Genomic DNA, 19,845 nt, shown 5'->3' on the forward strand with positions numbered 1-19,845 from the left:
TCTAGGCTGCGTCGTCACGGGTTTGAATCCGTCGCGCGAAGAATTGACCGTTCGCGAAACGAGAAGAATGCGGGAAGCGCGGCTGAACGGAGCGTTTCAGGCCGGCGCGCGGCGACGCCGTCAGGGATTCAGCGAGTCATTCGCGCGTAGCGTCTCGATTGCGAGGTCGACGAACGTGCGGACCTTGCGCGTGACGTGGCGTCCTTCGCGATGCATCACGTGGATCGGCAGCGGCGGCGGCTCGAACGCTTCCATCACGATCTGCAGCGAACCTTCGCGCAGCTGCTGCGCGACCTGGTACGACAAAAGCTGCGTGAGCCCGAGGCCCGCGACGACCGCGCTGATCGCCGAATCGTTGGTCGTCGTGGTCATCCGCGGCTTGACGCGCACCGCCTGACGCCGCTCGTCGCTGCCAAAACGCCACTCGGACAGCGTCGACAGGCCACTGGCCGACACGATCGCGCGTCCGGCCAGGTCCTCGGGATTGCGCGGAGCGCCATGCTGCGCCAGATAATCGGGCGAGGCGCACACCACGCGTCGCACCTGCCCGACGCGCACCGCCTGCATCGACGAATCCGGCAGGTCGCCGAGGCGTATCGCGATGTCGATCCCTTCGTCGACGATATTCACGATGCGATCGAGAAACCAGCAGCTGACGTCGACTTCCGGATACCGGCCGAGATACTCGATGACGATGGGCGTCACGTAGTACTTGCCGAACAGCATCGACGACGTGATCGACAGCAGGCCGCGGGTCGTGCCGTGCATGCTGGTGGCGGACTGCTCGGCTTCCTCGATGTCGGCAAGAATGCGCCGGCACCGGTCGGCATAGTCGGCGCCGGTGTCGGTCATGCGCACCATGCGCGTTGTGCGGGTGAGGAGCCGCACGCCCATCGCGTCTTCGAGTTCACCCACCATGCGCGTCACCACGGAGGGCGACACCTTCAGCTTGCGTGCCGCCGACGCAAACCCGCCGGTATCGACCACGGTCAGAAAGGCAGTCATGGCTTGCAGACGGTCCATACGGTTCCTGTCGGGGCGCGCTAAGAGATAAACGAGGTCAGGGCTGGTGCGACCCCACAAAGGATATCCCAGCCTGGGCATGTTCCGCATTGGCGCGGCTCATCGCGCGAGCGCCAGCGTCACCATGAAACCGCGGCAGACACGCCATGCTACGATTTCGGCACCATCGCGCAGCGCGCCGGAGGGCCGTCGTGACGAAAGAGGACATGTGGAAACAGTGGGACGCGGAAGGCGCGCCTGCCGTGCGCGCGCACATCGAATCGGCCGCGGCCAGCCCCGAATCGCGCGACTGGGCCCGCGAGTGGATGTACCGCAAGGCCGAGGTGCAGCAGCATGCAACGGAAAGTGAACAACGCGAACTGTCGTTCCGCTCGCTCGCCGCGTCCGAGCATTCCAGCGAAGCGGCGAAGCAGTCCGCGCTCGCGTCCCATTCGGCCGCCGAGGCGTCGCGCCGGTCCGCCGCCGTCGCGCGCCGGTCCGCGTTCTGGACGATGATCGCGGCGCTCGCGTCGCTCCTCGGCATCCTTGTCAATGCCGCGCTCAATCTCGGCTGGCTCGACTGGGCGAAGCACGTTGCGCACTGAGCGGCGATCAACGACACTGCCATCCAGACCTCATCGGTGAGCGATCATGAACCAGGAGACAGCGCAGCGCTTCGAACGTGAATTCGTGCCGCGTATCACCACCGCGCTCGCCCGCATTTTCAGCGAACGCGTACACCTCGCCGTGATTCCCTATGCCGGCCCGATGCATCCCACCCAGGTACGCATTTCCGCCGACATCCTGCCGGCCGGCCACGGCTACACCCATTCGCTCAACGTTTTGCTGACGTGGGACAGCGATGCGATTCATGGCCTGCTGGAAGCGGGCGGCGAGGCGCGCTTCGCGCGCTACCTCGACGCGCTGTCGTGCAAGCTCGATAACTGGCAGGGCGGCCGCGCGATCGATTTCGGCTCGCGCTCGCAGGCGGAACCGTCGATCCTCATCGGCGGACTCGATTTCGAGTCATGACGTCGGGACTTGAAACACGGCGGCGCCGCGCCGTCTTGTGTGGTGTGGCCGTCATGCTACGATCTGGCGGTCAGGACGATGGAGGTGGCTATGGCTACGTACGCTGTTGATGCTGTACGCATCAATCCTGCTAACGACCGCGTCACGCATGTGCGCTGGGCGCTCATCAATCCGAAGACTCACGAGTGGCTCTCGCAGCATGAAATCGTCGAAGTGGACGAAGTCGTCAACGTGATCCGTGCGGGCAACCTGGTCTGGTCGCTTTACACGCTGGGCGGCATGCGGCTGCTGGGGCCGAAGATCAAGACCGTCTCGCACACGGACGGCCACGATGGCATCGATACGGATGTGCCCGGCGGTCACGTCGAAAAATCGATCGACGATCTGCCTCGCGTCTGACTTTCGCGTTTCCGCGGTTTTCTCGCGTTTCAAAAAAAGTGCCGGTCGCAGGCGTTGTGCGCCCGCGGCCGGCACTTTGCTCGCTTGACCGCTTGCTTAGCCGCTTGTTTGGCCGCTCGCTTGCCGGTTTAAGGCGGTAATCAAAGCTCGCGGATATCGGCGGTCGGTTCCTGCCCGAACGCGTCGCTCAACACATAGTCGACCAGCTTCGCCGCCGATGCTTCCGGCGAGGCAAGCTGCCCGTTGCGTTTGAGGTCCTCGAACTTGCCGCGCGACGGAAACTGCGCCGTGCTGACATCGCGGATTTCCGCCTGCATGCCCGTATCGACGACGCCCGGCGCCAGACTGCAGATGCGCAACGCACGGTTTTCGTCGAGCGCAACGGCGCGCGCGTGATGATCGAGCGCCGCCTTCGTCGCGCAGTAGATGCTCCAGCCTGCATACGCATTGCGCGCGGCGCCGCTGGAAATGTGCACGATGCGACGGTCGGTTGCGTCCCCGCTCGCAGTGGCGAACGCGGCGGCCATCATCAGCGGCGTTGCCACATTCAGGCTGACCGCGCCCGCAATCGTGGCCACGTCCTGCATCCCGAGTGGACCGATCGGCTGCACCATGCCCGCGTTGTTGATCAGCACGACGCGCGCCGCGCCCGCGACGAAACCGCGTAGTGCATCGCTGCCGAGCCACTGCGCGACCTGTGCGGTATCGGCGAGATCGAGTTCGACCTCGGTGAGCGCCTCAGGATAGCGTCGCGCGAGCGATGCGTTCAAGGAACGCGAAACGCCCAGCACTTCGACGCCGCGTTCGAGCAGCGCCGCGGCGAGCGCGTCGCCGAGGCCACGCGTGTGGCCTGTGACGACCGCGCGCGTCGCCACTTGCGTTGCCGGATCTGTCATGCGCGGGCCTTCTTCACTTCGAGACGGAACTTGTGCAGGAGCGGCTCGGTGTAGCCGGACGGCTGCTCGCGGCCTTCGAAGACGAGCGCGCACGCAGCCTTGAACGCGAGCGATGTTTCGAAGTCCGGCGCCATCGGTTGATAGTGCGGATCGGCGGCGTTCTGCTTGTCGACGACCTTTGCCATCCGCTGCATCGCCTGCGTCACGAACTCAGGCGTTACGACGCCGTGACGCAGCCAGTTCGCGATGTGCTGGCTGGAAATGCGCAGCGTCGCGCGGTCTTCCATCAGCCCGACGTCGTGAATGTCCGGCACTTTCGAGCAACCGACGCCCTGATCGATCCAGCGCACCACATAACCCAGAATGCCCTGCGCGTTGTTCTCGACTTCGCTGCGGATTTCTTCGTCCGACCACTGCGCCTTTTCGACGACCGGAATCGTGAGGAGGCCCTTCAGCAGCGCGTCGCGTTCGTTCGTGTAAGCGGTGCGTTCCATGTCTTCCTGCACAGCCTGCACCTCGACCTTGTGATAGTGGAGCGCGTGCAGCGTGGCCGCGGTCGGCGAGGGTACCCATGCGGTGTTCGCGCCGGCCTTCGGATGCGCGATCTTCTGTTCGAGCATCGCGTGCATCAGGTCGGGCATCGCCCACATGCCCTTGCCGATCTGCGCGCGCCCGCGCAGGCCTGCGTCGAGACCAGCGAGGACATTATTGCGCTCGTACGACGTGATCCAGCTCGACGATTTCATGTCGCCCTTGCGCATCATCGCGCCGGCTTCCATCGCCGAATGCATCTCGTCGCCGGTGCGGTCGAGAAAGCCCGTGTTGATGAACGCGACACGTTCAGCGGCTGCGGCGATACACGCCTGCAGGTTTACGCTGGTGCGGCGTTCCTCATCCATGATGCCCATCTTGATCGTGTTGTGCGGCAGGCCGAGCAGCTTCTCGACGCGCGCGAACAGTTCGGCGGCGAACGCGACTTCGGCGGGGCCGTGCATCTTCGGCTTCACGATGTAGATCGAGCCGGTGCGCGAATTCAGCCTGTTCTGCAGGTCGTGGATCGCGCAGAGCGTCGTGACGACCGCGTCGAGAATGCCTTCGGGAATCTCGTTGCCGTCGCGATCGGTGATGGCCGGGTTCGTCATCAGGTGCCCGACGTTGCGCACGAACAGCAGCGAGCGGCCATGCAGCTTCACCGTCGAGCCGTCAGCGCGACGGTATTCGCGATCGGCGTTCAGTTTGCGCGTGAACGTCTTGCCGTTTTTCGTGACTTCTTCGGTGAGCGTGCCTTTCATCAGGCCGATCCAGTTGCGGTACAGCTGGACCTTGTCGTCGGCATCGACGGCGGCGACCGAATCTTCGCAATCGATGATCGTGCTCACTGCGGCTTCCATCAGCACGTCCTTGACATGCGCGGAATCGGTCTTGCCAATCGAATCGTTCGCGTCGATCTGGATTTCGAAGTGCAGACCGTTGTGCTTCAGGAGGATCGCTGACGGGGCCTTCGCTTCGCCCTGGAAGCCGATGAACTGCGCCGGTGTCTTCAACGCCGTGGCGCCGTTCTTCAGCACGACAACCAGTTCGTTACCTTCGATGCTGTAACGCGTGGCGTCCGCATGCGAGCCGCTTGCGAGTGGTGCGGCTTCGTCGAGGAACGCGCGCGCGAACGCGATTACGCGTGCGCCGCGCACCGGATTGAACGCCTTCTGCTTTTCGGCGCCATCGGTCTCGGGAATCGCATCGGTGCCATAGAGCGCGTCATACAGGCTGCCCCAGCGCGCGTTCGCGGCGTTGAGCGCATAGCGCTGGTTCGACAGCGGCACGACGAGTTGCGGGCCGGCCTGCGTGGAGATTTCGCTGTCCACATTCGTGGTCGTCGCCTTGAACGCCGCCGGCGCGGGCACGATATAGCCGATGCCTTCGAGGAACGTGCGATACGCCGCGAGATCGCGCACCGGGCCCGGGTTCGCGCGATGCCACGTGTCGAGTTCCGTTTGCAGGCGGTCACGTTCGGCGAGCAGCGCGCGGTTTTTGGGCGCGAGCTCATGCACGAGGGTATCGAAGCCTGCCCAGAACTGGGTGGCATCGACACCGGTGCCGGGCAGGGCTTCGCTGTCGATAAACTGTTTGAGTCCGGCTGCAATGCGCAGGCCGCCTTGGTCGGTCATCTGGGTCATGAACTGCTCCGTCTGTCTGTATGGGCCTGTTGCCCGTTCAAGCGTTGAAACTGTGAGCGCCGGCACGCGCCACGTGGGCATTCTGGTCCGCCTTCCATCTTTACACCCGACGCGCCGACGCCGCCGGCCACAAGGCCGTCGACCGCCACTGGCACGCCGCCTTCGAGGGTACCGGAAAGCGGTGCGCCGGGGAAAGCCGTGCGTCCCCGCGCGATCGCCGCACCTTCCCGGTGCGCGGGCTGGCGCAACGGCGAAGGGCGATATTGGACCACACTCGCTACACACCTGGGCCGCACGCGACATTGAGGCGGCACACGGACGCGTGAATGCATCACTCCGGAGTGTGCAGTGTCACACCGGTATCGTCCAGAAACCAGAAATGCGGAGTGCGTGATCGCCTTGCCCGCTGAGATGACCGCTCCCAGGACATGAAAGATGCAATCGGTTATCGTGACGCGCTGTTCGTGCCTCGCGACGTGCCGTGTCGCACTCCACCCTGGAGGTGTCCATGTCGATCTACCTGCTTGCGCTCTTCATCGGAATCATCGCTGGCCTGCGTGCATTCACGGCGCCCGCGGCCATCAGCTGGGCCGCACATGCGGGCGTGCTGAACCTGCAGGGCACGCCGCTCGCGTTCATGGGCGCAGCTGTCACGCCGTGGATCTTCACGGTGCTCGCTGTGGTGGAACTGGTCACGGATCAACTTCCCAAAACCCCCAGCCGCAAGGTGCCGATGCAGTTCGGCACGCGCATCGTCAGCGGCGCGCTGTGCGGTGCGTGTATCGGCGCACCGGCGGGCGCGCTCGTCGCCGGGCTCGTGGCGGGTGTGATCGGTGCGGTCATCGGCACGCTGGGCGGTGCCTCGGCGCGCGGCGCACTCGCGCGCGCGTTCGGCCGTGATCTGCCGGCGGCGCTGATCGAGGACGTCGTCGCGGTGGGCGGCGCGATCCTCATCTACACGGCGCTCTGAGCGGCGGGCGGTCCTCGCCCGGTTGCTGTTTGCGTCGATGCGGGCCCTGCGGGCTGCACTGCAAACCTTTCAATAATCGCCCATAATTCCGACCGCGACAGTACCGGAAGACGTGCCGTCGCGCAGGAACCTTCATATCCATTTCCTGGCGACACGGTGCCACAAGCAGCGTGCGGCGGCGTCCCGTTGTGCTGCGCCCGGAAGTTCCTTTCAGTTTGACAACATAACTATCATGACCTCATCCGACCAATCAAGTCGATCCTGGACCAGGATTCTCCTGGTGATCCCCTACATCGCGTTGCTCTGGCTGCCGTTCTATAACGACGTACGGCCGTCGCTGCTCGGTTTTCCGTTCTTCTACTGGTATCAGCTGCTATGGGTGCCGGTGACGTCGCTCCTGCTGTACGTCGTCTACAGGAGCTTCAAATGAGCGATATCAAACCGGTGGATGGCGTGGCGATGGGCGTATTCATCGCGTTCTTCGCGCTGGTGACGGTGCTCGGCTTCGTGGCCGCGCGCTGGAAGCGGGGCGACCTGACGCAGTTGCACGAGTGGGGTCTGGGTGGCCGTCAGTTCGGGACCGTGATTTCGTGGTTCCTCGTCGGCGGTGACTTCTATACGGCGTACACCGTGATCGCGGTGCCGGCGCTGGTGTATTCGGTGGGCGCCTATGGCTTCTTCGCGCTGCCGTACACGATCATCGTCTATCCGTTCGTGTTCGCCGTGATGCCGAAGCTCTGGCAGATCGCGAAAACGAAAAACCACATCACTGCGGCCGACTTCGTGCACGGCGAATACGGCGGCAAGCTGCTGCCCGCCGCTGTCGCGCTGACAGGCATCGTGGCGACGATGCCGTATATCGCGCTGCAGCTGGTCGGCATGCAGGTCGTGATCAAGGGTCTCGGCGTGGAAGGCGAACTGCCGCTCATCGTGGCGTTCGTGATTCTCGCGGTGTACACGTATTCGAGCGGCCTGCGCGCGCCGGCGATGATCGCGTTCGTGAAGGACATCATGATCTATATCGTCGTGATCGCGGCGGTGTGGCTGATCCCGGCGAAGCTCGGCGGTTACGGCGCGGTGTTCGATTCGGCCGACAAGTTCTTCCAGGCGAAGGGCGGCGCAACCGGCATCATCCTGAAGCCATCGCAGTTCACCGCATATGCATCGCTTGCGCTCGGCTCGGCGCTCGCCGCGTTCATGTATCCGCATACGATGACGGCGGTGCTGTCCTCGTCGTCGGCGAAGACGGTGCGCAAGAACGCGATCTTCCTGCCGGCGTACACGCTGCTGCTGGGTCTCATCGCGCTGCTCGGCTATATGGCGATTGCAGCGGGCATTCACGTGAAGTCGGCTTCGGACGTCGTGCCGGTGCTCTTCGGCACGATCTTCCCGTCGTGGTTCGTGGGCTTCGCGGCCGCCGCGATTGCGATCAGCGCGCTGGTGCCGGCGGCCATCATGTCGATCGGCGCGGCGAACCTGTTCACGCGAAACCTGTGGCGTCCGCTCGTGAATCCGGACATCACGCCGGCGAAGGAAGCATCGACTGCGAAGATGGTGTCGCTCGTCGTGAAGTTCGGCGCGCTGCTTTTCATCGTGTTCCTGCCGACGCAGTACGCGATCGATCTTCAACTGCTGGGCGGCGTGTGGATTCTGCAGATCTTCCCGGCGATCGTGTTCACGCTCTACACGCGACGCATGTCGACGGTGGGGCTGCTCGCGGGCTGGCTGGTCGGTCTCGTGACCGGGACGAGCCTCGCGATCGTGCAGGGGCTGAAGCCTGTGTATCCGCTGCATGTCGGCGGCACGACGTGGCCGCTGTACATCGGCCTGATCGCGCTCGTCGTGAATATCGTCGTCACGTTTATCGTGTCGGCGGTTTCACCGAAGCGTGCACCGGTTGGCGCGGTCGCGGGCAGCTGATGCATGGATGATCAGGGGCGGGCCATGATGGGCGCCCCGTGTTTGACGGAGAAGCCGGCCCTGTGCCGGCTTTTCTGCTTTTCACATTCAGACTTTTGGGGCGACGAGATTCGCGTCCCGCGAGAGTCGCCATCGTCCGCTCGCGTCCTTGCGCAGGATCGTCAGCGTGTAGCCGGCGTAATGGACGGGCGCGGCCTCGCCGGGCGGCCGGATGGTGATGTTCAGATGATTGCGCACGAAGGCCCAGTCGCCTGCGACCTGAAGCTCCTCGATTTCCGCCGTGCCTTCCATCTGGACGTTCTGCATCTGCGCGGACATCGCCGCAAACGCCACCTTCCCAAAAGGCGGACGGCCCGGCGTCATGAAGACCACGTCGTCGGTCATGAGGTCCAGCACGACGGCTGTGTCGCCGCGCCGGCTCGCGGACATCCACGTATCGATCAGCGTGCGGATTGCCTGTTCGTCGTTACTCATGTCAGCGCTCCTCGAGTGGAAGGGTGAGTCATGGATGATCTCCGAAATGGCCGCAATCAGCATGCCGAGCCGCATGCATACGTGCGCTCGCAGCCCTTTCCTGTGAAGATTTGGCGGCCGTCGCCGGGCTCGCGCCTACCGCAAACACGAGGGCGGGCGTGCACCAGGACAGGGCGTTCTGAGGATTCCTCGGAAACCGGTGGGCTCGCTTGCCTGGTGTTTTCCCTTGGTGTCATATTGGTTCTCCACCGCGGCGTCATTCCGCCGTTCGCGCCATGGTGAACTAACCAGAGAGACCACAAACCGTGACGCGCGTCGCCACCAGGCGCCGCGCGACGCCGGGGAAAGCAATGGATCACCATCAGCTTGAGAAAGACATCCTCCATCTGGAGCAGATCGTGACGCGCATCTCGCCGGACGACCGCATTCCGCTGTCGTACTGGCAGAACCGGGTGCAGACAATATCATCCGCGGTTGTTGTTCCCACGCAACGCGGTCGCCTGAAACGGCTCATCGATGCACTCGATCTACTCGAGGCCCGTTCGAAGTAGGGACGGTACACGCGCTACCTTGGCAAGACCGCCGCAGGGCGGTTGGCCGGCAGCAGGCGGCAATTCTTGCAAGCCGACAGGCAATTTCTGCAACCCGCGATCAGCCAGAGCGCCATGGCGGTCGACTTTTACCGGTCCACAGCCAGTCTGGCGAAGCCCCTGAGCGGGTCGCCCCGCACCCCACAAAACAGATCGCGCGACACTGCGAAGACAGTGGCGCGCGAATCCGCTTTCAGGAGGGGTTCGCCGTGGGCGAACCGGGAGACCTCGAGCGCGTCTCTCTATCGCCTGATGACGCCCATCAACAGGGTTACGAGGAAGATCACGAGGAAGATGAAGAACAGAACCTTCGCGATTTCAGCCGCACCAGCGGCGATCCCACCGAAACCGAAGACGGCGGCGATGATGGCGATGATGAAAAATATTGCAGCATAACGAAGCATGAAGGCCTCCCACCGTTGAATGGCCGGATTGATTGACGTCGCTGGATGGCGTCGTTCCGCAGGCCGGCGAAATCGCCGCCGCATGGCAAACAGCAACACCCGTGCCCAGTCGCGGCACGCGAGCACGGGGTGATGCGCCTGAATGGATGCGACCGGGCCGGCCGCGTGTTTGCCGTAGCGTCAGCGGGTCGATATGAAGAGGACGGGTTCGACGATGAGCCGGGCCGCGCTCAGGCAGCCACGCGGTTGCGGCCTTCGCGCTTCGCGCGGTAGAGCGCCGCATCGGCCTCGGCGAGCAGGGTCGCCGGTATCGTGCGGTCCGTGCCGCACGATGCGGCGAGGCCGATCGAGACGGTCACGTGGCCGGCTTCCGTGAAATGCGCTTCGATGCCGAGCGCCTCAATGCCGTCGCGCAGCGTTTCGGCGATCTGCCCGGCCATCTTCTGGTTGCACTCCGGCAGCACGATCACGAATTCCTCACCGCCGTAGCGCGCCACGAAGTCGCCGGTTCGCCGCAGGCAGCCTTTCAACGCGTGCGCGACGGCGATCAGACATTCATCGCCGCGCTGGTGGCCGTAGTGGTCGTTGAAGCTCTTGAAGCGGTCGATGTCGACCATCAGCACCGCCAGTGGCCGGCCGGTTTCGTTTGCCTGGCGCAGTGCGGCCGGATAGCGCTGGTCGAAATAGCGGCGGTTGAAAATGCCGGTCAGGCCGTCGAGCACCGCGTACTCGCCCAGTTTGATGTTGGCCGCGTGCAGCGCACGGTAGAGATTCGCGATTTCCCAGATCAGCACACCAAGCAGCGCGCTCGACGCCATCACCGAGGCCAGTCGCCCAACGTACCAGCCGACGCTGAAGCGCTCGCTCGCCGCCATTGTCAATGAGACGTCCGCGAGCGAAGCGACCAGCGCGACCGCAATCCACAGTTGCAGCAGCGTGCGCAGACGCGTCGTGATCGCGAACCAGGCGAGCGCGAGCGCACTGATCGTGGCGACCGAAATACCGGCGGGCCCCAAAACCACCTCACGGTACGACCGGCCGACGACGATATCCGGCAGCATGCCCTGCGCGTGAATCGCGAGGAAGCCGGTGAAGAGCGACAGGCACACCGGCGTACCCAGCAGTAAACACCCCGCGCGAACGAACGCGCCGTTCTTGAGCGGGCCGGGCAGCATACGGTAGACGACGAGCGAGCCGGCCACGAAAAGCGGAAAGCCGGCGTGCCAGAACACCCAGATCCAGGCAGCGGTTTGCGGGCCCGCGCCAAGGAGTCCGGTGGGTGAGAACACGCCTGGAAAAACGAAGATCTGGACCACGACCGTGACGGCCGTATAGATGTACGCGCCGGCCAGCGCCGCCAGAAACGGCTGGCGCGTGATCATGAACTGCGTCCACAGCAGATAGGCCGTGAGGCCATCGGCGGCGAACACGGCCATGGCGAACATCGGCATGAACGGGGCGATGTACGGGGCGGAAGCGGAAGCCATCGGCAGCACGATGGCGAGCACGCACAGCATGAATCCCGCGACGATGCCGGCCGCAATCCGGTGACGGCCCGTGGCCGCAAGACTCATGATGTTGCTTTGCATGCGGAGGATCGATGATGAAGGAGGGCGACGCGAGGCGATTCTATCTTCGATCCTGATGCGCGGGCGTGACGGTGCGCGCCCGAACCTACGCGCGCAACCAGCGCATGAGAAGCGGGCCGCACAGCACGCCCCATGTCACCGCGCAGATCAGCAGCGAAACCGTGACGGCGGCGCTGCCGCAGTCTTTCGCGCGCCGCGACAGCTCGTGCCGTTCGAGCGAGATCCGGTCGATCGCGGCCTCGATGCTCGAATTCAGCAATTCGACCAGCAGCACGAGCAGCACCGGCACGATCAGGAGCACGCGTTCGACCGGGCTGAGCGGCAACAGCATTGCGACAGGCAGCAGGATCGCCGCGAGGGCGACTTCCTGACGAAACGCGCTTTCAACCCGGAATGTCGTGACGATGCCATCCCAGGAATGACGAAGCGCGAACAGCGCGCGCAGCGGGCCGCTGCGCTTGGGCGGCACGCCCGCCGGGGATTCAGTGGAAGGGTTCATGGGCAAAACCGTGTCGGGAAGGAGACAGCATGCCCGATCGGTTACAAAATGTCACAAAAACGTGATATCCTGGCGCCCGCGATACGCGGGACCGCCGGCGCGATCAGGCAAAAAACAAAGAAAGAGAGCAGTCCGCTCCGCGGGCTGGCAGGACAAACACGTCGCGCGTCAGTCTTCCTCAATGCCTTCCCGTACGGGGCATCCCTTCGCTCAATGATTTCCGTAGATGGCCGTAAACAGCGGTAAGGGCTGCATTCGCGGTTCTGCCACGTCGCCTGTATTTCCCTGTACGCCGCATCCCGATGCGGTGGGCCGGATTCACGAAGATGCCACTGGCAACGACGCGATAGACGGCCAGTGTTCCTGAACTGATCCGTCAATGAAACCAGTCGCATCGTTTTGTCTCTCCGTGGTGGCTGCCGCCTGCGCGCTTTACAGCGCGGTGTTGCCGGCCGCGCAAAACGTTACACCTCGCCAGGCCGCCGCTGTCGCGGCTTCTTCCGCGCCCGGCGGCGCGGCGGCGCTGCCGCTCGCGCCTGCACCCGATGCGGCTGCGGCGCCCGGCGGCGCGGGTGCGCCCGGTCTCGCGCAGACATCGACGGTGCACGTTCCGTTCTCCGCGCTGGGCGCTTACCTGCCGTTGAACCTGCGCGGTCTCGAAGACGCGCGCACGGTCAACGTCGGCGTGCGGCTCGACCACATCGTCACTGGCGCTCGCCTGCGCCTGCGCTACACGTATTCGCCCGCACTGGTGTTCCCGATCTCGCACATCAAGGTGTCGGTCAACAACGAGGTGGTCGCGACGGTGCCGTTCGCCGCCGATCACGCCGGACAGATGGTCACGCAGGACATCCCGCTCGATCCGCGCTTTTTCACGGACTACAACCAGTTCGACCTGCGCCTGATTGCGCATTACACGCTCGATCACTGCGAAGACCCGAACAGCTCCGCGCTGTGGGCCGACATCAGCCCGACGAGCGAATTCATCCTCGATACCGCGCCGATCCGTCTGCCGAACGATCTCGCGCTGCTGCCCGCTCCGTTTTTCGACCGTCGCGACGTGAGCCGGCTGCGGTTGCCCTTCGTGATGTCGGCGGCGCCGGATAACGCCACGCTCAAAAGCGCCAGCGTGCTCGCATCGTGGTTCGGTGCACTCGCCGATTACCGTCAGGCGCGTTTCCCCGTGATGTCGACGCTACCGGCCGATGACGAGGCCATCGTCGTCGGCACCGTTGCCGATCTCCAGCAACTGCATCTGCCGGCGAACCTGCAACTGCCGCCCGTCAACGGTCCGACGTTGATCGTCGCGGACAATCCCGCTTCGGCGGGTCGCAAGCTGCTGGTTGTCACCGGGCGCACAGGCGCCGAAGTCGACGATGCAGCCTACGCGCTCGTGCTCGGCAAAGCCGCGATGTCGGGTGCTTCCGCGCAGGTCTCGCACGTCGACATCGGCGTGCCGCGCAAGCCCTACGATGCGCCGCGCTGGTTGCCGGTGGACCGGCCGGTCGCGTTCAGGGAACTCGTCGACAATCCGAACCAGTTGCAGGTGAGCGGCAGTTCGCCCGATGCGATCCGTCTGAACCTGCGCGTACCGGCGGACCTGTATTCGTGGAACGGGGCAGGGGTGCCGCTCAACCTGCGTTACCGGTATACGGCGCCCACCGTCGCGAACAATTCCGCGCTCGCCGTCCAGATCAACGAGCAGCTGGTGAAGTCGTACCGTCTGCAGCCGGCCGGTGCCGAAGAGTCGCAGGGTCGTCTGCAATTGCCGCTGCTGTCGGGCACGGGCAGCCGTTCGACGAGCGCGCTCGATATTCCCGCATTCCGCGTCGGCAGTTCGAACCAGCTGCAGTTGCGCTTCAATCTCGATTCGCAGAAGACGGGTCTGTGCGCCGCCGTTGCGTCGAATCCGGCGCAGGCCGCGGTCGATCCCGACTCGACGATCGACTTTTCGAATTTCGTTCACTACGCGCAGATGCCGAATCTCGCGTACTTCGCCAATAGCGGTTTCCCGTTCACGCGTTATGCCGATCTCGCGCAGACCGCGGTCGTGATCGCCGATCGTCCGTCGCCCGAGGAACTCGAAGCGATGCTGACGATGATGGGCCACATGGGACAGTGGACCGGTTTCCCCGCGCTGCGCGTCCAGGTCGCGCGGCCGTCAGAAGTGCCGCAACTCGCGAACCGGGATCTGCTGGTCATCGGCGGCGCGTCGGGCGCGGCGGTGCCCGATGGCTGGCTGCGCGCGCTGCCGCTCTCGATCGGCGCCGCCGACGGCATCACGCACGCGTCGTTTTCGGTGAAGGAGCGCTGGCGGAACGGCGCGAAACTGACCGATGGCAGCGCGCGGCTCGACGAGAGCGGGCCGCTCGCCGCGCTGCTCGGCTTCCAGTTGCCGGGCAGCCCGGGGCGCAGTGTGGTCGCGCTCGCCGCGACGGACCGTCACCGGCTCACCGATGTCCTCGACATGCTCGAGAAGGCCGATCTGGTTGCGCAGGTTCAGGGCGACGTCACGCTCGTGCGACATGACGAAGTCGAGAGCATGCGGGTCGGCGATCCGTATCTCGTCGGCTATGTGCCGTGGTATGCGCGTATCTGGAGCAAGGCGATCCGGCATCCCGTGCTGCTTGGCGTGCTCGGCACGCTGGCTGGCCTGCTGCTCGCGATCGGTGCGTTCACTGCGTTGCAGGAGCTTGCCGCACGCCGTCGGGGGATCTGACGGATGGCGGCAGCGAACCGGACTGCGCGCACGCGCATGCTCGGCTGGGCGTTGTGCGCGATGCTGGCGGGCGGCGTGACGCCGGCATCGGGCGCATCGACGGCGATGCCTGCGAATCCGGCGTCCGGCGCTGACCGGGCCGGTGCGTGCACGCCTGCGCGACCGGTTGTGTGGCCGCGCTGGGAACAGTTCAAGCGTGATTTCATTTCGCAGGAAGGACGGGTGATCGACGTCGGTTCCAGCGATGCGCGCACCGTCTCCGAAGGGCAGTCGTACGGACTTTTTCTCGCGCTCGTCGCGAACGATCGCCCGGCCTTCGATGCCATCCTTCGGTGGACCGAGAATGCGCTCGCACGCGGCGATCTGACGTCGCATCTGCCGGCCTGGCTGTGGGGACGCAGCGAAAGCGGGCAGTGGGGCGTGCTCGATGCCAACTCAGCTTCCGATGCCGACTTGTGGATCGCCTACGCGCTGCTCGAAGCGGGCCATGCGTGGGGCGAACGCAGCTACACCGCGCGCGGCGCACTGCTCGCGCGCCGTGTGCTCGACGAGGAAAGTGCGACCGTGCCCGGCGTCGGCCTCCTGTTGCTGCCCGGGCCGAGCGGTTTTCATCCCGCGCCGGACACGTGGCGCGTGAACCCCAGCTATTCGCCGCCGCAGGTGATTCGCGGCATCGCGACACATCTGCCTGAGGACGCGCGCTGGGCGCGTCTTCACGCATCGACGCTGCGCGTGCTGACTGACACCGCGCCGCGCGGTTTCGCACCGGACTGGGCGCGCTATCGGCCAGCGCCGGGTTTCGTGCCCGACGCCGAAACAAACGCCACGAGCGCCTACAACGCGATCCGCGTTTACCTGTGGGTCGGCATGCTGAATGCGCAGGATCCGGACGCCGCCACGTTGCTGTCGTACTTCGCGCCGTTTGCCGGGTTCATCGCCGCGCACGGCGCGCCACCCGAAACCGTCGATACGACGACCGGCGTTGCCGGTCCGAACATGGGCAACGCGGGCTTTTCCGCAGCGGCGGTCCCTTTTCTCGACGCACGCGGAGAGACGCCGCTTGCCGACGCGCAGGTCGCGCGCGTCGCGGAGCTCGATAGCCGGAACGCGCCGGGTTACTACACGAGCGTGCTCACGCTCTTTGGCCTCGGCTGGCGCGATGGCCACTACCGCTTCGCCGCCGACGGCACACTCAACCTGCCCTGGAGTCCGTCGTGTTCCGCGGCGCCATGAAACGACGCGCGCCACGCGGCCTGACGTCGCTTGCACTCAGTGCGGCGTCGTGGGCTTCGTTCGCGTTGCTGATGCCGCCGCAAGGCGCTTATGCAGCCAGCGCAGCGCACGGCGCGCCGACTGTCGTGAGCGCGTCCACGGTGGTGACGATGCCGCCGCAGGATGCAGCCGCACGCCGGCTCTACGACACCGCGCGCACGTGGTCGACGAAACATCGTGACGATCTCGCGTTGCAGGCAATCCAGAAGGCGCTGCTGATCGCGCCCGACGATCCGGTGTTGCTCGCGAGCCTCGTGCGCATCCAGCTGGGACTCGGTCAGGCGCAGGCCGCGCAGGCGACGCTGACACGCCTTCAGGCGAGAGCGCCCGGCACACTCGCGACGCAACAGATCGAAGACGAATATCGCGTCGCCACGAGCGGCCGCCAGGAAATGGCGACGGTCCGTCTGCTTGCGCGCAGCGGCCAGTCGGCGGAAGCATCGCGCCGGCTTGCCGTGCTGTTTCCGCACGGTGCACCGGCGGGCTCGCTCGGCGCGGAGTACTACCAGATCCTCGCGGGCACGCCTGAAAGTCGCGGCGAAGCGATCAACGCGCTGCACCGGCGGATCGCCGCCGATCCGGGCGACGTCAGTTCGGCGCTCGTGCTCGCGGGCCTCCTGAACGCGCGCGGCGAAACGCGTGCGGAGGCAAACCGCCTCGCCTGGAATCTGGCGACGCGTCCCGATGCGGACCACGGCGCTTCGATGGACCAGTGGCGTCACGTGCTGCAATCGGCGGGCGCGGACCCTGCGTATCTCGATGCATTGCGCGCATATCTGGTGTTCGTACCCGACGACACGGAGTTCAGGGAGCGTGTCGGCGTCATCGAGGCGCAGCTCGACGCGCAGCGCAAACTCGAACGCGATCCCGACTACATCGCGCGGCAACGGGGTTTGCAGGCGCTGGCGCGTAACGACGTCGCTGCGGCCGAACCGTTGCTCGTGCGCGCGGTGCAGGCGCGTCCTGATGACCCTGACGCCGTGGGCGCGCTCGGTGTGGTGCGCATGCGCGAAGGGCGGCGCGACGAAGCGCGTGCGCTGTTCCAGCGCGCGGCCGCGCTCGCGCCCGACAATCGCGGCAAGTGGGACAGCCTCGCGCGCACGGCGCAGTTCTGGGGCACGCTCGCTGAGGGCCGCGACGCGGCAGCCGCCGGTCGTCCGCAGGATGCCGAGCGCGCCGCACGTGCCGCCCTCGCGATGGAGCCCGCCAATGCCGATGCGAAGCTGCTGCTCGCCGACGCGCTCCTCGCGCAGCACAACTGGAGCGCGGCCGAACCGTTGCTGCGCGAGCTGACGAATGCGCGCGAGCCGAACCTGTCGGCCGTGCGCAGCACGCAGACGCTGCTCGAGAACACCGGCCGCGCCGATCAGGTCGGACCGCTTCTCGATGCACTGCAAAGCCGCTTCACCGCTGCACAGGACCGCCAGGATCTCGCGCAGATTCGCGCCGGCATTCTGGTGGCGCAGGCGGAGCAACTCGCCGCCGCCGGCAGGAACGGTCCCGCTGCGCAACGCTACGAAGCGGCATTGCGTCTCGCGCCCGATGCGCCGTGGACGCGTTTCGCGCTGGCGCGTCTGTACCGCGATCTGGGCCTGCCGCAGATGGGCCGCGTGGTGATGGACGATGGCCTCGCTGCGTCTGCATCGCCGGAAATGCGTTACGCGACGGCGCTCTATCGCAACTCGATCGACGACGTCGCGGGCGCGCAGCAGGTGCTCGACGCAATCGCGCAGCACGATCAGACCGACAGCATACGCACACTCGCGCGCAACCTGGCTGCGCAGCAATCGCTCGCACAGGCACGCGATGCGTTCGCGCGCGGCGACGCGGCGGGTGCTTCGGCAGCGCTCGAAGCCGCGCGCACGCAGGGCCCGGACGATCCGAACATCCTCGCTTCGACGGGCGCGTTGTGGATCGACCACGGACAACCGGAGCGCGGACTTGCATTGCTGCAGGACTGGATCGCAACGCACCCGCAACAGACCGACGCCGACGTGCGTTTGCGCTACGGCGATCTGCTTGGCGGTGCGCGTCGCGACGCGGAACTCGATCACTGGCTCGCTGCGCTGCGTCGCGAACACGATCTGACGCCGCGTCAGACGGCACGTCTCGAAGACCAGTCGCTGCGCCTTATCCTGCGCGAAACCGACGATGCGCTCGACCAGCAGGATTACGCACAGGCGCGGCGGCTCCTCGATCACGTCAGCGCGGCGGGGCGGCGTGACACGCGTTATGCGCTCGAACTCGCCGATCTCGAACGCCTGCAGGGACACTACGCGGCGGCACGCGCCGTGCTCGCGCCGGTCATCGCGCGCGCGCCCGACGATGCCGACGCACAGCTCGCGCTCGCGCGGGTGCTCGAACAGAGCGGCGAGCGTCGCGAGGCGCTCGCGATCGTGCATCAGGTGCTCGACACGACGCCGCCCGATGCCGTCGACGCGCGTCTCTCCGCGGCGCGCCGGCTCGCGGCGTTGCGACGTCTCGACGACGCCGCGCAGGTGACGTCGGCGTTGCGCGTCGCGTATCCCGCGCGGCCCGACGTGACCGTGCAGGCCGGCCGCATCGCCGAAGACCGTGGCGAATACGAGAACGCGGCTTCGCTCTATCGTCTGTCGTTGATCCAGGAAAGCGCGGCGGGCATCACGCCGGGTCCGGCCGGCACGCCCGCGCAATCCGCGCTCGACGATCTCGAACAGCGTCGCGATCCGGAAATCGAAAGCGCGTGGATTCCCGCCTACAAATCGGGCGATGCGGGCGCGTCGGACTATCACGCTCAGCAGGTGCCGGTGTACGTGCAGATTCCGTATCGCTACAACGGTCACTTCTTCGTGCATGTCGACGCGGTGCATCTCGACGCCGGCACGCTCGACCTGAGCCCGTCGAATGCGTTTGTCGTGAAGACGTTCGGCACGTTCTCCGCATTTGCCGATCCGGGCCCGCAGTCGCACGGCGATCTGCATCAGTCCGCAACGGGTGTCGCGCTCGGGACCGGATTCACTTCGGACGCGTGGCGTTTCGACATCGGCACGACGCCGCTCGGCTTTCCGGTGCATTACCTCGTGGGTGGCGTGCGGTATCGCTTCGATGCCGGCCCGGCGAGTTTTTCCGTCAACGCGTCGCGGCGGCCCGAGACGGGCAGCGAGCTCTCATATGCAGGGTTGCGCGATCCGTGGACCAACGCGGTCTGGGGCGGCGTGCGGCGCGACGGTATCGATCTTCATTCCGCGGTCGACGTGGGACGTACCAGCGTTTTTGCCGACATCGGCGTGGGTGAGCTGACCGGGCGCAACGTCGCGAGCAACCAAGAATTTCTGCTGCGCACCGGCTTTACCGTGCCGGTCTATGAGCGGGCCAGTACGCGCGTGAGCACGGGGCTCGTCGGCAACGCATGGCATTACACGGACAACCTGCGCTACTACACGTTCGGACAGGGCGGCTATTACAGCCCGCAGCGCTATCTGTCGATCGGCGTGCCGGTCGAATGGGCGGGGCGCCGCGACAGACTGACGTGGGATCTGACGGCGACGGTTGGCGTATCGAATGCGTACGAAAAGGATTCGCCGTATTTCCCCAATGGCGTGCCGACCGTGGCCAATCCCGCGACCGCGCAGCAGATGGCCGGCAACGTGTTCGCCGGCAGTTCGACACGCGGTGTCAGCTTTTCGTATGGCGTCGCAGGCATCGTCCAGTACCGCTTCAACCCGAAGCTCGTCGCGGGCGCGCGGATCAACATCGACCGCTCGCACGACTACGCGCCGAGTTCGGCGATGGTCTACGTCCGCTATGCGTTCGATGGCCGCAAGCCCGACACCGATATCACGCCGACGCCTGTGCGTCTCTATTCGAGCTATTGAGCGGCCAGGCGCCAGGACAAACGACAAATGGAACCCTTTCAGGACAACGAC

Annotated in this window: 17 protein-coding genes and 1 pseudogene; 10 read left to right on the forward strand and 8 right to left on the reverse strand. The window is 65.6% G+C overall.

The features are described 5' to 3' along the window. Positions 1–120 precede the first annotated feature (120 nt). Positions 121–1,023 carry a LysR family transcriptional regulator gene (locus tag LPA36_RS14985; RefSeq protein ID WP_228877862.1) on the reverse strand — a complete coding sequence of 301 codons (903 nt, stop codon included), beginning with the start codon at positions 1,021–1,023 and terminating at the stop codon, positions 121–123. 191 nt (positions 1,024–1,214) lie between these two features. Between LPA36_RS14985 and LPA36_RS14990 the strand changes: the two genes are divergently transcribed. From LPA36_RS14990 to LPA36_RS15000, 3 genes are all read left to right on the forward strand, one after another. Beyond that, complete coding sequence (locus LPA36_RS14990; protein ID WP_228877864.1) at positions 1,215–1,607, forward strand: hypothetical protein; 393 nt, start codon at positions 1,215–1,217, stop codon at positions 1,605–1,607. A gap of 46 nt (positions 1,608–1,653) precedes the next feature. Then, on the forward strand, positions 1,654–2,034 hold the full coding sequence (locus tag LPA36_RS14995) for a DUF5594 family protein (protein ID WP_228877866.1): 381 nt from the start codon (positions 1,654–1,656) through the stop codon (positions 2,032–2,034). Between the two features lie 90 nt (positions 2,035–2,124). Further along, positions 2,125–2,433 (forward strand): hypothetical protein, encoded by a 309-nt coding sequence (locus LPA36_RS15000; RefSeq protein ID WP_228877871.1) that lies wholly within the window; start codon positions 2,125–2,127, stop codon positions 2,431–2,433. Between the two features lie 140 nt (positions 2,434–2,573). On the opposite strand, the gene LPA36_RS15005 is transcribed toward LPA36_RS15000, so the two are convergent. The 3 genes and pseudogenes from LPA36_RS15005 to LPA36_RS29605 all read right to left on the reverse strand — a co-directional run. Continuing rightward, positions 2,574–3,329, reverse strand: coding sequence for an SDR family oxidoreductase (locus LPA36_RS15005; protein WP_228877872.1), 756 nt, complete (start codon positions 3,327–3,329; stop codon positions 2,574–2,576). After that, positions 3,326–5,503: a malate synthase G gene (locus LPA36_RS15010; RefSeq protein WP_228877873.1), complete on the reverse strand. Its 2,178-nt coding sequence runs from the start codon at positions 5,501–5,503 to the stop codon at positions 3,326–3,328. The genes LPA36_RS15005 and LPA36_RS15010 overlap by 4 nt, the downstream gene beginning before the upstream one ends. Next, positions 5,500–5,709: pseudogene (locus tag LPA36_RS29605) on the reverse strand (hypothetical protein); the annotation flags it as partial. The gene LPA36_RS15010 and the pseudogene LPA36_RS29605, both read right to left, overlap by 4 nt. A 302-nt stretch (positions 5,710–6,011) precedes the next feature. Between LPA36_RS29605 and LPA36_RS15020 the strand changes: the two are divergent. From LPA36_RS15020 to mctP, 3 genes are all read left to right on the forward strand, one after another. After that, positions 6,012–6,473 (forward strand): DUF4126 domain-containing protein, encoded by a 462-nt coding sequence (locus LPA36_RS15020; RefSeq protein ID WP_228877875.1) that lies wholly within the window; start codon positions 6,012–6,014, stop codon positions 6,471–6,473. A 232-nt stretch (positions 6,474–6,705) separates the two neighbouring features. Then, positions 6,706–6,903, forward strand: a complete 198-nt coding sequence (locus LPA36_RS15025) for a DUF3311 domain-containing protein (protein WP_228877876.1) — start codon at positions 6,706–6,708, stop codon at positions 6,901–6,903. Continuing rightward, positions 6,900–8,393 carry a monocarboxylate uptake permease MctP gene (gene mctP / locus LPA36_RS15030; RefSeq protein ID WP_228877878.1) on the forward strand — a complete coding sequence of 498 codons (1,494 nt, stop codon included), beginning with the start codon at positions 6,900–6,902 and terminating at the stop codon, positions 8,391–8,393. The genes LPA36_RS15025 and mctP overlap by 4 nt, the downstream gene beginning before the upstream one ends. An 87-nt stretch (positions 8,394–8,480) precedes the next feature. Here mctP and LPA36_RS15035 read toward each other — a convergent pair whose 3' ends face one another. Continuing rightward, the gene (locus LPA36_RS15035; RefSeq protein ID WP_228877881.1) at positions 8,481–8,867 is read right to left on the reverse strand and encodes a YybH family protein; all 387 of its coding nucleotides are present in this window, start codon (positions 8,865–8,867) and stop codon (positions 8,481–8,483) included. Between the two features lie 350 nt (positions 8,868–9,217). On the opposite strand from LPA36_RS15035, the gene LPA36_RS15040 reads away from it, so the two are divergent. Then, positions 9,218–9,418: a hypothetical protein gene (locus tag LPA36_RS15040; RefSeq protein WP_228877884.1), complete on the forward strand. Its 201-nt coding sequence runs from the start codon at positions 9,218–9,220 to the stop codon at positions 9,416–9,418. A gap of 281 nt (positions 9,419–9,699) precedes the next feature. Here LPA36_RS15040 and LPA36_RS15045 read toward each other — a convergent pair whose 3' ends face one another. From LPA36_RS15045 to LPA36_RS15055, 3 genes are all read right to left on the reverse strand, one after another. Continuing rightward, the gene (locus tag LPA36_RS15045; RefSeq protein WP_074284759.1) at positions 9,700–9,861 is read right to left on the reverse strand and encodes a DUF1328 family protein; all 162 of its coding nucleotides are present in this window, start codon (positions 9,859–9,861) and stop codon (positions 9,700–9,702) included. A gap of 230 nt (positions 9,862–10,091) precedes the next feature. Further along, positions 10,092–11,450 carry a sensor domain-containing diguanylate cyclase gene (locus LPA36_RS15050; RefSeq protein ID WP_228877886.1) on the reverse strand — a complete coding sequence of 453 codons (1,359 nt, stop codon included), beginning with the start codon at positions 11,448–11,450 and terminating at the stop codon, positions 10,092–10,094. Positions 11,451–11,535: 85 nt separating this feature from the next. Beyond that, positions 11,536–11,949 (reverse strand): diacylglycerol kinase, encoded by a 414-nt coding sequence (locus tag LPA36_RS15055; RefSeq protein WP_228877889.1) that lies wholly within the window; start codon positions 11,947–11,949, stop codon positions 11,536–11,538. 379 nt (positions 11,950–12,328) lie between these two features. Between LPA36_RS15055 and bcsB the strand changes: the two genes are divergently transcribed. Genes bcsB through LPA36_RS15070 form a run of 3 tightly spaced genes read left to right on the forward strand, consistent with a single transcriptional unit; the run spans position 12,329 to position 19,794 of the window. Continuing rightward, positions 12,329–14,668 carry a cellulose biosynthesis cyclic di-GMP-binding regulatory protein BcsB gene (bcsB, locus tag LPA36_RS15060; protein ID WP_228877892.1) on the forward strand — a complete coding sequence of 780 codons (2,340 nt, stop codon included), beginning with the start codon at positions 12,329–12,331 and terminating at the stop codon, positions 14,666–14,668. A gap of 3 nt (positions 14,669–14,671) precedes the next feature. Further along, complete coding sequence (gene bcsZ, locus LPA36_RS15065) at positions 14,672–15,901, forward strand: cellulose synthase complex periplasmic endoglucanase BcsZ (RefSeq protein ID WP_228877894.1); 1,230 nt, start codon at positions 14,672–14,674, stop codon at positions 15,899–15,901. Further along, positions 15,898–19,794, forward strand: coding sequence for a cellulose synthase subunit BcsC-related outer membrane protein (locus LPA36_RS15070; RefSeq protein WP_228877895.1), 3,897 nt, complete (start codon positions 15,898–15,900; stop codon positions 19,792–19,794). The genes bcsZ and LPA36_RS15070 overlap by 4 nt, the downstream gene beginning before the upstream one ends. Positions 19,795–19,845 lie beyond the last annotated feature (51 nt).

It is taken from the genome of Paraburkholderia saeva, from assembly GCF_907164555.1.
Lineage (GTDB): Bacteria > Pseudomonadota > Gammaproteobacteria > Burkholderiales > Burkholderiaceae > Paraburkholderia > Paraburkholderia saeva.

Bases quoted from the DNA above. Each gene is read 5' to 3' on its own strand.
- mctP (WP_228877878.1), top strand. From the start codon at position 6,900: ATGAGCGATATCAAACCGGTGGATGGCGTGGCGATGGGCGTATTCATC.
- LPA36_RS15010 (WP_228877873.1), bottom strand. From the start codon at position 5,503: ATGACCCAGATGACCGACCAAGGCGGCCTGCGCATTGCAGCCGGACTC.
- LPA36_RS15020 (WP_228877875.1), top strand. From the start codon at position 6,012: ATGTCGATCTACCTGCTTGCGCTCTTCATCGGAATCATCGCTGGCCTG.
- LPA36_RS15040 (WP_228877884.1), top strand. From the start codon at position 9,218: ATGGATCACCATCAGCTTGAGAAAGACATCCTCCATCTGGAGCAGATC.
- LPA36_RS15050 (WP_228877886.1), bottom strand. From the start codon at position 11,450: ATGCAAAGCAACATCATGAGTCTTGCGGCCACGGGCCGTCACCGGATT.
- LPA36_RS15000 (WP_228877871.1), top strand. From the start codon at position 2,125: ATGGCTACGTACGCTGTTGATGCTGTACGCATCAATCCTGCTAACGAC.
- LPA36_RS14995 (WP_228877866.1), top strand. From the start codon at position 1,654: ATGAACCAGGAGACAGCGCAGCGCTTCGAACGTGAATTCGTGCCGCGT.
- LPA36_RS15045 (WP_074284759.1), bottom strand. From the start codon at position 9,861: ATGCTTCGTTATGCTGCAATATTTTTCATCATCGCCATCATCGCCGCC.
- LPA36_RS15005 (WP_228877872.1), bottom strand. From the start codon at position 3,329: ATGACAGATCCGGCAACGCAAGTGGCGACGCGCGCGGTCGTCACAGGC.
- LPA36_RS14985 (WP_228877862.1), bottom strand. From the start codon at position 1,023: ATGGACCGTCTGCAAGCCATGACTGCCTTTCTGACCGTGGTCGATACC.
- LPA36_RS15035 (WP_228877881.1), bottom strand. From the start codon at position 8,867: ATGAGTAACGACGAACAGGCAATCCGCACGCTGATCGATACGTGGATG.
- LPA36_RS15070 (WP_228877895.1), top strand. From the start codon at position 15,898: ATGAAACGACGCGCGCCACGCGGCCTGACGTCGCTTGCACTCAGTGCG.
- LPA36_RS15025 (WP_228877876.1), top strand. From the start codon at position 6,706: ATGACCTCATCCGACCAATCAAGTCGATCCTGGACCAGGATTCTCCTG.
- bcsZ (WP_228877894.1), top strand. From the start codon at position 14,672: ATGGCGGCAGCGAACCGGACTGCGCGCACGCGCATGCTCGGCTGGGCG.
- bcsB (WP_228877892.1), top strand. From the start codon at position 12,329: ATGAAACCAGTCGCATCGTTTTGTCTCTCCGTGGTGGCTGCCGCCTGC.
- LPA36_RS15055 (WP_228877889.1), bottom strand. From the start codon at position 11,949: ATGAACCCTTCCACTGAATCCCCGGCGGGCGTGCCGCCCAAGCGCAGC.